The organism is Streptomyces sp. NPDC006393, assembly GCF_040628575.1.
Classification (GTDB): domain Bacteria; phylum Actinomycetota; class Actinomycetes; order Streptomycetales; family Streptomycetaceae; genus Streptomyces.
This window is the reverse complement of record NZ_JBEXZD010000105.1, coordinates 1-13,735: the sequence shown is the minus strand read 5'-3', so window position 1 is coordinate 13,735 and position 13,735 is coordinate 1. Positions and strand designations below refer to the sequence as shown.

The window sequence follows — 13,735 nt, the reverse complement described above, 5'->3', positions numbered from 1 at the left end:
GCTGGTCAGACGGATAAATGCGCTGCAGCATGCCTCCGGCCGTCATGTGTTCTGTGTACGATCAAAATCCGGGTGACAGCCTCCGAGGTCCCCGCCGAACAGCCCCGCTCCCCCGAGGAAGACCATGAAGTTCACCAACGGGTTCTGGCGCATCCGCGACGGCGTCCAGCTCGCGTACGCCACCGAGGTACGTGATCTGCGCGTTGAGTCGAAGCGCTTCACCACCTGGGCCGCCGCACAGAAGGTGACCCGCAGAGGGGACACGCTCAACGCGCCGCTGCTCACCGTCGACTGCTTCTCGCCCGCCGAGGGCGTCATCGGTGTGCGCGTCACCCATCACGCCGGCCGCCGGCGCCCGGGCCCGGACTTCGCCCTCGCGGCCGAGCCCGGCGGCGCGGGCGAGGTGCGTCAGGAGGGCACCGTCACCGAGCTGGTCAGCGGCCCGCTGACGCTGCGCCTGGACCGGGCCGCCCCCTGGACCCTGACCTTCCACGACGCCGGCGGGCGGGAGCTGACCCGGGCCGGCCGCAAGGGCACCGCGTTCGCCACCACCGACGACGGCGCCCACCACGTCCTCGGCCAGCTCGCGCTCGGTGTCGGCGAGCAGATCTACGGCCTCGGGGAGCGCTTCACCCCGTTCGTCAAGAACGGCCAGGTGATCGACATCTGGCAGGCCGACGGCGGCACCAGCAGCGAGCAGGCGTACAAGAACATCCCCTTCTACCTGTCCTCACGCGGCTACGGCGTCTTCGTCAACCACCCCGGCGCGGTCTCCTTCGAGGTCGGCTCCGAGTCCGTCGGCCAGGTGCAGTTCAGCGTCGAGGACCAGACGATGGAGTACTACGTCGTCGCCGGCCCCACCCCCAAGGACGTCCTCGGCCGCTACACCGCCCTGACCGGCCGCCCGGCCCTGCCGCCCGCCTGGTCCTTCGGCCTGTGGCTGACCACCTCCTTCACCACCGACTACGACGAGCGGACGGTCATGTCCTTCGTCGACGGCATGGCCGAGCGCGGCATCCCGCTGTCCGTCTTCCACTTCGACTGCTTCTGGATGCGCGAGTACCAGTGGTGCGACTTCGAGTGGGACCCCGAGGTCTTCCCCGACCCGGCGGGCATGCTCGCCCGGCTGAAGGCCAAGGGCCTGAAGGTCAGCGCCTGGATCAACCCGTACATCGCGCAGAAGTCCCCGCTGTTCGAGGAGGCCGCCGAGCTCGGGCACCTGGTGCGCCGGCCGAACGGCGACGTGTGGCAGTGGGACCTGTGGCAGGCCGGCATGGGGCTGGTCGACTTCACCAGCGCCGACGCGCGGGCCTGGTTCCAGTCCAAGCTGAAACCGCTGCTGGACCAGGGCGTGGACTGCTTCAAGACGGACTTCGGCGAGCGGGTCCCCACCGACGTGGTCTGGCACGACGGCTCCGACCCGGAGCGGATGCACAACTACTACACCCACCTGTACAACCAGACGGTCTTCGAACTCCTGGAGAAGGAGCGCGGCCAGGGCGAGGCCGTGCTCTTCGCCCGCTCCGCGACGGCGGGCGGCCAGCAGTACCCCGTGCACTGGGGCGGCGACTGCTGGTCGTCCTTCGAGGCCATGGCCGAGTCGCTCAGGGGCGGCCTGTCCCTGTCCCTGAGCGGCTTCGGCTTCTGGAGCCACGACATCGGGGGCTTCGAGGGCACGCCTGACCCCGCCGTCTTCAAGCGCTGGCTGGCCTTCGGGCTGCTGTCCTCCCACAGCCGCCTGCACGGCTCGACCTCCTACCGGGTGCCGTGGGAGTTCGGTGCCGAGGCCGTCGACGTCGCCCGCCGGTTCACCCTGCTCAAGCACCGTCTCATGCCCTATCTGTACGGTGCCGCCGTCGAGGCCCACCGCACCGGCGTTCCGGTGATGCGGCCCATGGTCCTGGAGTACCCGCACGACCCGGCGTGCCGCCCGCTGGACCGCCAGTACATGCTGGGCCGCGACGTCCTGGTCGCCCCGGTGTTCAGCGAGGACGGAGAGGTGGAGGTCTACCTCCCCGAGGGCACCTGGACCCAGCTCCTCAGCGGCGAGCGGGTCACCGGCCCGGTGTGGCGCACCGAACGGCACGGCTACGACAGCCTTCCGCTCTACGTCCGCGAGGGCGCCGTCCTGCCGCTGGCCGCCGACGAACGGCGGCCCGACGGCGACTGGCTGGACGGTCCCACCCTGCTCGTCCACCCGCCGGCCTCGCCCGAGTACACCACCGAGGTCGGCGTGCCCGACCCGACCGGCGCACCGGCGGCCGTGTTCCGCGTACGCCGCGAGGGCGACCTGCTCACCGTCACGGCGGACGGCACCGACCGGCCGTTCACGGTACGCGTCGCCGGCGGCGCGAGCGCGCGGGGGACGGGCGAGGTGACCGTGCCGCTGCACTGACCCGGGCGCCGGGCCCGGCCGCGGGCGCCGTACGGTCGCCGCCCGTCGCACCATGGGCGTGCCCGTACGTCGCCGCCCGTCACCCCAAGGGCGTGCCCGTGCGTCGCCGCCCGTCACACCATGGGCGTGTCGGAGCCCTCGCCCTCGCGGTGGAGGAGCTCCGACGGCTCGCCGGCGAGCGGGCCCGGCGACGCCACGGCCGGTCCGGCGGGGCCGGGCAGCCCCGAACGGGCCGCCGGGTCGAGCAGCGCCTGGTACGGGCCGACGGCCGGAATGCCGATGCTGTGCAGAGCGGCCCAGACCGTCACCTGGTTCGCGGACAGCACCGGGATCCGCAGCTCCGCCTCCAGCTGCGGGATCACGTCGTACGTGGGCAGGTTGGTGCAGCTGATGAACAGCGCGTCCGCGCCCTCGGCCACGCCGCCGCGCGCCATGTCCAGCACGGACTGGTACGGCACGCGCCAGATCTCCCCGGTCAGGCCGAGGTAGGCGCGCCCGGTCACGGTCACGCCGCCCTCCGCCAGATAGGCCTCCAACGCGTCGGTGAGCGACCTGGTGTAGGGGGTGATGACCGCGACCCTGCGGGCGCCGAACTCGGCCAGCGCGTCGAGCAGCGCGCCGGAGGTGGTGGTCGCCGGGATCGGCACCACCTGGCGCATCGCCGCGCACATGGACCGCTCACCGGCGATGCCGTCGATGAAGCTGCCGGACGTGCAGGCGTAGGCCACCGCCTCGGGACCGACGGCGCTCAGCGTGAGCACCGCGTCCCGCAGGGTCCGGTGCTCGCTGACGATCCTGGCCATGTCCGGGGACACCTCGACCGGAACGTACGGCGTGCGCGTCAGATGGAGCGAGACGTCGTCCGGCACCCAGCGCCACAGCTCCCGGTCCAGCGCGAAGTCGAACGGCGCGACGACCCCGAGCCCGCGCTGCGGAGCGGGACCGCCGAGAACGGTGATGTCCAAGGCAACTCCTCGAGGGGTGCTGGTCGGGTCCTGGACGGTTTCTGGGCGGGACGGAACGACGTGACATCGCGCGGCGCCGGGCGCAACAAGGCCGCCCCGCGTGCGTGTTCGGCCGGGCCGAGGCGTCCGCGGCCGTCGTGGCACCGGCGACCGCCGGCGGCGACGCCGTGCCCACGAGCGTCCGCGGCCGTCGTGGCACCGGCGACCGCCGGCGGCGACGCCGTGCCCACGAGCGCCAGTGTGAGGTCGGGTCCGGCCGCAGGACCAGCAAGATTTTCCTGCGGCTGCCGTTAGTGTTCCTACATGTTCGAAGTACGGCGGCTCAGGTTGCTCAGGGAGCTGGCCGCGCACGGTACGGTCGCGGCCGCCGCCGAGGCCTGTGCGCTCACGCCGTCGGCGGTCTCGCAGCAGCTCGCGTTGCTCGAACGGGAGGCCCGCACCCAGCTGTTCGTCCGGGACGGCCGGCGGCTGCTGCTGACGGAGGCGGCGAAGGTGCTGGTGGCGCACACCGAGATCATCCTGGCCCAGCTGGAGCGGGCCCGCGCGGATGTGTCGGCCCTCGACCACCGGGTGCAGGGCACGGTGCGGCTGGCGGCGTTTCCGAGCGCCGCGAGCGGTGTGGCCGCGCCGGCCATCGCCGCCTGCCGGGCCTACCACCCGGACCTGAACGTGGCCCTGAGCGAGGAGGAGCCGGCGCAGAGCCTGGTCGACCTGCGCATGCGCCGCATCGACATCGCTCTGGTGTACGAGTACAACCTGCTGCCCCGGCTGCCGCAGTCGGGCGTCGAACTCCAGGCCGTGCTCCAGGAGCCCTTGTTGCTGGCCCTGCCGAGCCGCCACCCGCGCGCCGACGCCGAGGGGCCGCTGACCCTGGAGGCGCTGCGGGACGAGCACTGGATCGCGCCGCGCCGGGACCACGCGCTGCGCACGGTGCTGGAGCGGGCCTGCGCGACCGCGGGCTTCACCCCGCGGCTCGACTACATCAGCGACGACTACACCGTCGTCCTCGCGTTCGTGCAGTCCGGACTCGGTGTCTCGCTCGTGCCACCGCTGCTCGTGGAGCAGTTGGCGGCGGACGTGACGCTGCGCCCGGTGGAGAACTTCGCGCTGACCCGCACGGTCTCCATCGCCACCCGGGCGGGCAGCGGAGCCGACCCGGCCGTGGGCGCCCTGGTCCTGGCCCTGCGCCGGGCGGCCCGCCAGGGCTGACACCGTCTGCCCCTGGTGCTGTGACCGGAAAGGTTCACCGGCTCGCGACGCCCGGCACGGCACTTCGCCGCGTTGTCGCATCACCCGAGTACATCCAGTACGCGGGCGATGCTCCGCCTTGCGATGTACCGCACCGGACGCCGCGAGCCTTCCGGCAAACCTTTCCGGCCACAGCACCAGCGGCGGGCCGCTCACGGTCCGGCTCAGCCGAGCACCTCGGCCACCGCCTCGGACCACAGCCCCAGGCCCTCGCGCACCTGTTCGGCGGTGACCACGAGCGGCGGGATCATGCGGACCACCTGGCCCTGGGCGCCGCAGGTGAGGAGCAGCAGCCCGCGGCGGCCGGCGGCCGCCTGCACCCGGGCGGCGGTCTCGCCGTCGGGGAGGCCGTCCGCCGTGACGAACTCGGTGCCGGCCATCAGCCCGAGCCCGCGCACATCGCCGATGCCCCCGGTGCCGTCCGCCCCATGGCGGGAGGCGACCTCGCGCAGGCCGGCGATGAGTTCGGCGCCCCGCTCGGCCGAGTTCTCCACGAGCTTCTCGTCCCGGATGACGTCCAGGGTGGCGATCGCCGCCGCGCACGCGACCGCGTTGCCGCCGTAGGTGCCGCCCTGTGAGCCGGGCCACGCCCGCTCCATGAGCGCGGTGGGAGCGGCGATGGCGGACAGCGGGAAGCCGCTCGCCAGTCCCTTGGCGGTGACCACGATGTCGGGGCGGACGGCGAAGTGGTCGTGGCCCCAGAACCGGCCGGTGCGGCCGAACCCGGTCTGCACCTCGTCGACGATCAGCAGGATGCCGTGCCGGTCCGCCCGCTCCCGCAGACCCCGCAGGAACGCCGAGTTGGCCGGTACGTACCCGCCCTCGCCGAGCACGGGTTCGACGATGAAGGCCGCCGTGTCGGCCGGGGCGGTCACGGTCGCGAGCAGCTGGTCCAGCTCGCGCAGCGCGAACGCGGTGGCCCTCGCCTCGTCCCAGCCGTAGTGGAAGGCGTGGGGGAACGGGGCGATGGCCACACCCGGCATCAGCGGGCCGAAGCCCGAGCGGAACTTGGTCGCCGACGTGGTCAGGGACGCCGCGCCGATCGTCCGGCCGTGGAAGGAGCCCTGGAAGACGACGATGTTGGGCCGGGCGGTCGCCTGCCGGGCCAGCCGCATGGCGGCCTCGACCGCCTCGCTGCCCGAGTTGACGTAGAAGAGCGCGTCCAGGCCCTCGGGCAGCACCTCGCCGAGCCGCTCGGTGAGGGTGAGCAGCGGGCGGTGCAGGACGGTCGTGTACTGGCCGTGGATCAGCGTGGCCACCTGGCGCTGGGCGGCCTCGACCACGCGGGGGTGGCAGTGGCCCGTGCTGGTGACGCCGATGCCGGCGGTGAAGTCGAGGTGGGCGCGGCCGTCCTCGTCGTACACGCGGACGCCCTCGGCGCGGGCGGCCAGGACGGGGGTGGCCTGCTTCAGGACGGGGGAGAGCTGGCTCATGTCGACTCCCTCGCAGTCGAGGTTGATCGTAGGATTGTCAACAACCTACATTCATGCAAGCATGGGTGGCGCCCGTTGTCCACGACCCCGTCCGACCCGGCCGGCCGGAACCGACGAGCCCGAGGCACCGCGCCGGGAGTCCGGACGGGAGTCCCCACAGCACCGGGGGTGCGCAGTGACCACACAGTCCGAACACGAGCGGGCGGTGGTGGACGCCGTTCCCACCGGCCTCTTCATCGGGGGCGGTTGGCGGCCCGCCGTCTCCGGGGCCGTCTTCGAGGTCGAGGATCCCTCGCTGGCCCGGCCGCTGCGCACCGTCGCCGACGCCGGGGCCGCGGACGCCCTCGACGCACTGGCCGCCGCGCACGGCGCCCAGGAGTCCTGGGCCGCCCACCCACCACGCGAACGCGGCGAGATCCTGCGCCGCGCCTACGAGTTGATCCACGCACGGATCGACGACCTGGCCCTGCTGATGACCCTGGAGATGGGCAAGCCCCTGACGGAGGCACGCGGCGAGGTGGCCTACGCCGCCGAGTTCTTCCGCTGGTTCGCGGAGGAGGCCGTACGGGTCGACGGCGGCTGCGCCCTCTCGCCGGACGGCAGGGACCGGCTGCTGGTCATGCGCCGGCCGGTCGGGCCCGCCCTGCTGATCACGCCGTGGAACTTCCCCCTCGCCATGGGCACGCGCAAGATCGGTCCCGCCGTCGCCGCCGGCTGCACCATGGTCGTCAAGCCGGCCGAGCAGACACCGCTGTCCATGCTGGCGCTCGCGGGCATCCTGGCCGAGGCCGGACTGCCCGACGGCGTGCTCAACGTCGTCACCGGCAGCCGGCCGGGCGAGGTGGTCGAACCCCTGATGCGGGACGGCCGGCTGCGCAAGGTCTCCTTCACCGGCTCCACCGCGGTGGGGCGGCTGCTGATCGCCCAGAGCGCGCAGCAGGTGCTGCGGGTGTCGATGGAGCTCGGCGGCAACGCGCCGTTCATCGTCTGCGAGGACGCCGACCTCGACGCGGCCGTCGAGGGAGCGGTGCAGGCCAAGATGCGCAACATCGGCGAGGCGTGCACGGCCGCCAACCGCCTGTACGCGCACGCGAGCCTGGCCGGCGAGTTCGCCCGCCGTCTGGCGCGGCGCCTGGGCGGCCTGCGGGTCGGGCGGGGCACGGAGCCGGGCGTCGAGGTCGGGCCGCTGATCGACGAGGACGGCCGGGGCAAGGTGCGCCACCTGGTCGGCCAGGCCCTCGACGGCGGGGCCAAGGCGCTGACCGGCGCCGATTCCCCGGCGGGCGACGGCTACTTCTACGCGCCCACGGTGCTCGTGGACGTCCCCCCGGACGCCGCCCTGCTCCACGAGGAGATCTTCGGGCCGGTGGCGCCGGTCATCCCCTTCGACGACGAGGACGAGGTGATCGCGGCCGCCAACGCCACGCCGTACGGTCTCGTGTCGTACCTCTACACGGAGAACCTGCGGCGCGCCTTCCGGATGTCCGAGCGGCTGGAGACCGGGATGATCGGGCTGAACAAGGGGGTCGTCTCCAACCCCGCGGCCCCGTTCGGCGGCGTCAAGCAGTCCGGGCTCGGCCGCGAGGGCGGCCGGGTGGGCATCGAGGAGTTCCTGGAGACCCGTTACCTGGCGATGCCGATGGACTGACGCCTCCCCACAGGCGACGGGGCACCGCACAGCACACCACCCGAGCGACGCACCGGCCGGGCGGCCGGGGAACGGAGGGCGCCGAGAGATGGACCGCCACATCGAGATCTCCCTGGAGAAGCGCGGAGTCAGCTGCGTGGCCAGGCTGCTGGACGACCGGGCGCCGCACACCTGCGAGGCGGTGTGGAACGCCCTGCCCTTGGGCAAGGACGTCTTCCACGGCAAGTACGCGCGCAACGAGATCTACACGCTGGTACCGGCGTTCGCGCCGGAGGAACCCGGCACGGAGAACCCGACGATCACACCGATCCCCGGCGACGTCGCCTACTTCTCGTTCGCCCAGTGGCAGTTGAACACCAGCTCGCACGGCTACGCCCAGGGCGGCCGGCCGCAGGCCGCGCAGCGGATCGTGGACCTCGCCGTCTTCTACGAGCGCAACAACCTGCTGCTCAACCCCGACACCGGCTTCGTGCCCGCCACGATCTTCGGCACCATCGTCGAGGGCCTGGACCGGATGGCCGAGGCGGCACAGGACCTGTGGCTGTCCGGTGTGATCGGCGAATCGCTCGTCTTCCGCCGGGCCTGAGCGGCGGCGACGAGGCGACACGGGGCGGTGGTCCGGGAGCCACCGCCCCGCGTGCGGACGACCGAGTGCGTACGGAAGCCGAGTGCGTACGGAAGCCGGCCCGTGACGGCACTCAGCCGCGCGGCGTCACCGGCGCCGCCGACACGGTGCCCTCGGCCACCAGGGCCTCGAACAGCGCGTGCGACGCCCGCAGCACCAGGCCGTCCTGGTGCCGGGCCGCGACCAGCTGCACTCCCACCGGCAGCCCGTCCGACGCCGTACCGCACGGCACGGTGGCAGCCGGCTGCTGGGTCAGGTTGAACGGGTACGTGAAGGGCGTCCAGCCGGTCCACCTGGTCAGGCCGCTGCCCGGCGGGACCTCGTGGCCCGCCTCGAACGCGGTCCGCGGCAGCGTCGGCGTCACCAGCAGGCCGTAGGCGCGGTGGAAGCGGCCCATCAGCACCCCGAGCGCCATCCGCGCCTCCACGGCACCCAGATAGTCCAGGGCGCTCATCGACGCGCCCAGCCGGCACACCTCCCGCAGCCCCGGGTCGAGCCGCCCGAACTCCTCGGGGGACAGGTGCTCCACCACCTTGGCGGCGCCGGTGAACCACAGCGTGTGGTACGCCTCGACCGGGTCGGCGAAGCCCGGGTCCGCCTCCTCGACCTCGGCCCCGAGACCGGCCAGCACGTCGACCGCGTGGCGGACGCGCGCGGCGACGTCCGGCTCGACCGGGGCGCCCGCGAGCGTCGGGCTGTAGGCGACGCGCAGCCCGCGCACGCCCTCATCCCCGTCCAGTTCGGCACGGAAACCGCGCTCGCAGGGCGGCAGTGAGGACCAGTCGCGGTCGTCGGCGCCGCACAGCACGTCCATCATGAGCGCGGCGTCGGCGACCGTACGGGTCATCGGTCCCGCGTGCGAGAGGGTGCCGAAGGGGCTCGCCGGGTACAGCGGGATCCGCCCGTAGGTGGGCTTGAGACCGAAGATGCCGCAGAAGGCGGCCGGGATACGGACCGAGCCACCGCCGTCGGTGCCCACGGAGAGCGGGGCCAGCCCGAGCGCGACGGCGGCCGCGCTGCCCCCACTGGAGCCGCCGGACGTGCGCGTCACGTCCCACGGGTTGCGGGTGACGCCGGTGCGCGGGCTGTCGGTGACGCCCTTCCAGCCGAACTCCGGGGTCGTCGTCTTGCCGACCAGGACGGCGCCGTGTTCGCGCAGGCGCGCCACCGACGGCGCGTCCTGCTCCCAGGGGGCGCCGGGGTCCGTGCTCAGCGAGCCGCGCAGCGTGGGCAGGCCCTTCGTCAGCAGCAGGTCCTTGATGGAGACCGGCACCCCGTCGAGCAGCCCGCACGGCTCACCCCGCCGCCAGCGGTCCGCGGAGGCCGCGGCGGCACGGCGGGCCGACTCGTCGTCGACCAGGCAGTAGGCGTTGACCAGCGGGTCGAGCCGCTCGATCCGGTCGAGTACGGCGTCGACGACCTCCACGGGCGAGAGGCTCTTGTCCCGGTAGGCCGCGACCAGTTCGGTGGCGGTGCGCGCGCACGACTCGTCCCGCGCGTCGGGCCGCCCGGCCCGCCCCGCGCCGGCGTCCTGGTCGGTGGCTGCGGTCATGACGAGCCCTCCTCGGTGTGCGGGGTGCCGCCCGGTGCCTCGCCGACGGGCACGTACCCCAGGGTCTTGTCGACGACGTTGCGCAGGGGCCGGCCCGCGGCCCAGCACGCGAAGTTGGCGAGGAACAACTCCGCGAGATCCTCCAGCCAGCCGTGGGTGTCGGCCGACATGTGCGGGGAGATCAGCAGCCCCGGCACGCTCCACAGGGGGCTGCCGGCCGGCAGCGGCTCCTGGCGCAGCACGTCCAGCGCGGCGCCCGCGAGCCTGCCCTCGCGCAACGCCGCCACCAGGTCGTCCTCCACGACGAGCGGGCCGCGGCCGACGTTGACGAACCGTGCGCCGCGCTTCATCCGTGCGAACAGGGTCGCATTGAACAGGTCGGCGGTCTCGTCGGTCAGCGGCGCGGCGCTCACCACCCAGTCCGCCTCCGGCAGCAGACCGGACAGTTCGCCGAAGCCGTGGACCCGGCCGAACTCGGCGTCGTGCGCGCGGGCCCTGCGGGAGACCAGTGCCACCCGCAGCCCGAGGGCGCGCAGCACCCGGGCCACGGCCCGGCCGATGGGGCCGCCGCCGACCACCACCGCCCGGGTGCCCCCCACGCGCTCGGTCGCCCGGTGCTGCCAGGTCCCCGAGCGCTGGCGGTCGAGGGTGCCGGGCAGGTCCTTGGCCATGGCGAGGACCAGCCCCGCCACGTACTCGGCGATCGGTTCCTCGAAGACGCCGCGGGAGTTGGTGATCACGGTGTCCGAGCGCAGCAGCGCGGGGAAGAGCAGCTTGTCCACGCCCGCGCTCGCGGTGTGCACCCAGCGCGGTCCGCCCGCCTTCGGCCAGGCCGCCGGCAGGGCGTCGGTCAGGAAGTCCCACACCAGCAGGGCGTCGGCCTCGCGCAGCGCGTCGGCGAGATGGGCCTCGCCGACGCGGCGCAGCCGGGCGCGGTCCTTGATGCGGTCCAGGAGCGGCGGCTCCTGTTCTCCCAGCACGACGACGAGGGGGAGTTCGGTCGTCCTCATGCCCAGCCCTTCGGTCGCTCGAACGCGCGCCCGGTCCGGTCCGCGTCGGCCCAGGGGACCGATTGACACCCTAGGGGCCGTTCCATAGGATTGTCAACAATCTACAGTCGGTACTCGGGAGGACGATCGCACGTGGCTGACCGCATCACGACGGTGGGTTTCCTCTACCCCGGCCACTCAGCGGAGGACGACTATCCGCTGCTGGAGGACCTGCTCGGCCCAGGAGTACGACTGCCTCTCGCGCACACGGACATGGGGGAGGACGCGCACCGCGTGGACGCCCTCCTGGAGATGGGCGCCATCCACCGGCTCACCCGGGGCCTGGCGGAACTCAAGAGCCACGACGTGGACGCCGTCATGTGGGCCTGCACCAGTGCCAGCTTCGTCTACGGACGCCAAGGCGCCGGCCAGCAGGCCGCGGAGCTCGCCCAGGCCGCGGGCGTCCCGGCGTCCAGCACCTCCTTCGCCTTCGTGCACGCACTCCGGGCGCTCGGCCTGAGCGGTGTCTCCGTCGCCGCTACCTATCCGGAGGACGTCGCCGGGTACTTCGTCCGCTTCCTCCAGGAGTCGGGGGTGCGGGTGGCGCGGGTGTCGGGGAGGGGCATCGTCACGGCGGCGGAGGTCGGTACGCTCTCCCGCGAGCAGGTCGTCGACCTGGTCAAGGCCAACGACCACCCGGACGCGGAGGCCGTCCTGCTCCCCGACACCGCCCTGCACACCGCCGCCTGGCTGGACGAACTGGAGGGGGCCGTCGGCAAGCCGGTGCTGACCGCCAACCAGGTCACCGTCTGGGAGGGACTGCGGCTCGCCGGGGACACCGCCCCGCGGACCGGCCTCGGACGGCTGTTCCGTCAGGGCGCCACGCCGCCGCCCGCCCCACCCAGGCCGCCCGCCGCCGGCTGACGGCGGCACCGAAGAAGGAGAAGAGAACATGCCGGGAGCCAAACGGCTGCAACCCGTCAGACGGGAGCCCGCCGCCGTCGCGATCGCCCGCCGCCTGACGGATGCGATCATGGACGGGACCCTGGCGCCCGGCACCCAGCTCGGCGAGGTCGAGCTGGCCGCGGAACTCGGCGTGAGCCGGGGCCCGCTGCGCGAGGCGATGCAGCGGCTCGTCCAGCAGGGCATCGCCCACAGTGAACCGCACCGCGGGGTCTTCGTGACGACCCTCACGGAGGACGACGTACGGGACATCTACCTCGCCCGCACGGCGGTCGAGTCCGCCGCGTGCCGGCTGATCCTGCGGCGCGACCCGCAGGGCACCGCGGACCGGCTCGCGGCGGTGCAGCGCGCCATGGCCAAGGCCGCGCGACGGGGCGACCCCACGGCGCTCAGCGCGGCGGACACCGAACTGCACCAGGTGCTCGTCGAGGAGTCCGGCAGCCCGCGCCTCAAGCGCATGGCGCAGACGCTCTTCGTGGAGACCCGGATGTGCATCACGGCGCTTCAGGACAAGTACCCCGTCCCGGACGTGATGGTCGACGAACACGCCGCGATCATCCAGGCCATCCGCGACGCGGACGAGGAACTGCTGCTGCGGCTGGTGGACGATCACATGCAGGACGCCGTACGGAGGCTGACCGAGCGGCCGGAGGAGGCGGTCCCGGAGGTGCCGCCGCGACCGGAAGCCGTCAGCGGCTGACGCTTCGGCGCTTCGGCGAATCGGCGCACGGCAGGAGGGCTGGGCGGTGCGCTCCGGGCAGGGCCCGGGACCGGAGCGGATCCCCGGCCCGTGTACGACAGGCCGGGGATCCGTGTCAGGCGCCCGGTGTACAGAGCGCCGGCCCCATTACGGCGGGCCGGAGTTCCGCGTCGCCGGCGTCGCTCGGCCGGCTCAGTAGTCGTCGCCCCTGTCACCCTTGTGGCGCTCGATGACCCGGAAGCTGGCCACGACTCCGTCCCTGACCTTCACACCGCGGACGCAGCCGGGCTTCACGCCGTCGCTGGTGCTGTGGGGGCCGACGGTGGCGATGGGCGCGCCGTTGTCGCAGGTCGCGCCGCGGAAGACCTCGACGGTACGGCGGCTGTCGTTGCGGACGTTGAGGCTGGTGGAGCCCAGGCCGCTGACCACGGTGATGCAGCCGCTCGGACGGGCCGAGTAGGACCGCTCGTTGATGTGGATCCAGCCCTTGTCGAAGTCCCTGTCGCCGCCGCGGTCGCCGCCGCGGTCGCCGCCGCCACCACCGTGGTCGCCGCCGCCGCCGCCACCGCCACCGCCGTAGCCGTTGTCGTCATCGTCGTCGTCGTTGTTGTTGCTGTTCCCCTTGTTCCCGTTGTTCCCGTTGCCGCTCTGGGTGCCGCCGTCCAGGGGAGCCTGGGCGGGAGCGGGCGCCTGCCGGACGACGGCGGGAGCCGGGGCCGTCTGGGCCTCCGGCGCGGACGCGGCCGCGGCGTAGGTGATGCCGGTCGCGGTCAGAGCTGCGGCCGCCGCGACGGCCGCGCTGATCGCGTGCGATCGGGTCATGATCATGGCACTGCTTCTCCTGTCTCAGAGATGAGGTCGGCTCGGCGGCCGATGTGTGATTGAACGTACTGACACCCCTAATAGCTGTCATTTCGTGCATATCGAAAGCGAGACTTCGCGGGGTCGATGGGGGCGTCCAGGACGCTGTGCGGAGAGCTGATGCCACGTCAAATAGGCGCGCGAAGCTGATCGGTTGACTGGCGATTAGGCCTTACAGGTGATCTCCTGATGCCCGCTCACCCGTGTGGCGGCGGGCAGGCGGAGCTCCCGGCGCGTCGTGCTTGACGCGGGGGCCGCCAGGATGGTGGGGCGGTGGGCCCCAAGCTGATGCTGTTCGACGAGCCGACGTCGGCACTGGACCCGGAGTTGGTCGGTGACGTCCTGGACGTCATGCG

At 73.0% G+C, this 13,735-nt stretch carries 11 protein-coding genes and 1 pseudogene; 7 read left to right on the top strand and 5 right to left on the bottom strand.

Annotated elements, in window-relative coordinates; genetic code table 11:
- Positions 1-124: 124 nt before the first annotated feature.
- Positions 125-2,395 (top strand): alpha-xylosidase, encoded by a 2,271-nt coding sequence (gene yicI / locus ABZ484_RS31025; protein ID WP_358869241.1) that lies wholly within the window; start codon positions 125-127, stop codon positions 2,393-2,395.
- A 113-nt stretch (positions 2,396-2,508) separates the two neighbouring features.
- Here yicI and ABZ484_RS31020 read toward each other — a convergent pair whose 3' ends face one another.
- A complete protein-coding gene (locus ABZ484_RS31020) occupies positions 2,509-3,360 on the bottom strand; it encodes an aspartate/glutamate racemase family protein (protein WP_358869240.1) in 852 nt (283 codons plus the stop codon).
- A 303-nt stretch (positions 3,361-3,663) separates the two neighbouring features.
- Here ABZ484_RS31020 and ABZ484_RS31015 point away from each other — a divergent pair, with 303 nt between their 5' ends.
- Positions 3,664-4,569, top strand: a complete 906-nt coding sequence (locus ABZ484_RS31015; protein WP_358869239.1) for a LysR family transcriptional regulator — start codon at positions 3,664-3,666, stop codon at positions 4,567-4,569.
- A 203-nt stretch (positions 4,570-4,772) separates the two neighbouring features.
- Here ABZ484_RS31015 and ABZ484_RS31010 read toward each other — a convergent pair whose 3' ends face one another.
- Entirely contained in the window at positions 4,773-6,041 is a 1,269-nt protein-coding gene (locus ABZ484_RS31010; protein WP_358869238.1) for an aminotransferase class III-fold pyridoxal phosphate-dependent enzyme, read from the bottom strand.
- Between the two features lie 208 nt (positions 6,042-6,249).
- On the opposite strand from ABZ484_RS31010, the gene ABZ484_RS31005 reads away from it, so the two are divergent.
- Together ABZ484_RS31005 and ABZ484_RS31000 are read left to right on the top strand one after the other, a co-directional pair.
- Entirely contained in the window at positions 6,250-7,689 is a 1,440-nt protein-coding gene (locus ABZ484_RS31005; RefSeq protein WP_358869256.1) for an NAD-dependent succinate-semialdehyde dehydrogenase, read from the top strand.
- Positions 7,690-7,777: 88 nt separating this feature from the next.
- Entirely contained in the window at positions 7,778-8,275 is a 498-nt protein-coding gene (locus ABZ484_RS31000) for a DUF3830 family protein (RefSeq protein WP_358869237.1), read from the top strand.
- Positions 8,276-8,387: 112 nt separating this feature from the next.
- Here the strand turns inward: ABZ484_RS31000 and ABZ484_RS30995 are convergent, their stop codons facing one another.
- Together ABZ484_RS30995 and ABZ484_RS30990 are read right to left on the bottom strand one after the other, a co-directional pair.
- A complete protein-coding gene (locus ABZ484_RS30995) occupies positions 8,388-9,866 on the bottom strand; it encodes an amidase (protein ID WP_358869236.1) in 1,479 nt (492 codons plus the stop codon).
- The gene (locus ABZ484_RS30990; RefSeq protein ID WP_358869235.1) at positions 9,863-10,876 is read right to left on the bottom strand and encodes a D-2-hydroxyacid dehydrogenase; all 1,014 of its coding nucleotides are present in this window, start codon (positions 10,874-10,876) and stop codon (positions 9,863-9,865) included. The genes ABZ484_RS30995 and ABZ484_RS30990 overlap by 4 nt, the downstream gene beginning before the upstream one ends.
- A gap of 144 nt (positions 10,877-11,020) precedes the next feature.
- On the opposite strand from ABZ484_RS30990, the gene ABZ484_RS30985 reads away from it, so the two are divergent.
- Both ABZ484_RS30985 and ABZ484_RS30980 read left to right on the top strand, forming a co-directional pair.
- Positions 11,021-11,779, top strand: coding sequence for a decarboxylase (locus ABZ484_RS30985; protein WP_358869255.1), 759 nt, complete (start codon positions 11,021-11,023; stop codon positions 11,777-11,779).
- A 28-nt stretch (positions 11,780-11,807) separates the two neighbouring features.
- Entirely contained in the window at positions 11,808-12,518 is a 711-nt protein-coding gene (locus ABZ484_RS30980) for a GntR family transcriptional regulator (RefSeq protein ID WP_358869234.1), read from the top strand.
- 192 nt (positions 12,519-12,710) lie between these two features.
- Here ABZ484_RS30980 and ABZ484_RS30975 read toward each other — a convergent pair whose 3' ends face one another.
- Positions 12,711-13,346, bottom strand: a complete 636-nt coding sequence (locus ABZ484_RS30975; protein ID WP_358869233.1) for a hypothetical protein — start codon at positions 13,344-13,346, stop codon at positions 12,711-12,713.
- 303 nt (positions 13,347-13,649) lie between these two features.
- Between ABZ484_RS30975 and ABZ484_RS30970 the strand changes: the two are divergent.
- A pseudogene (locus ABZ484_RS30970) lies at positions 13,650-13,735 on the top strand (ectoine/hydroxyectoine ABC transporter ATP-binding protein EhuA); the annotation flags it as partial.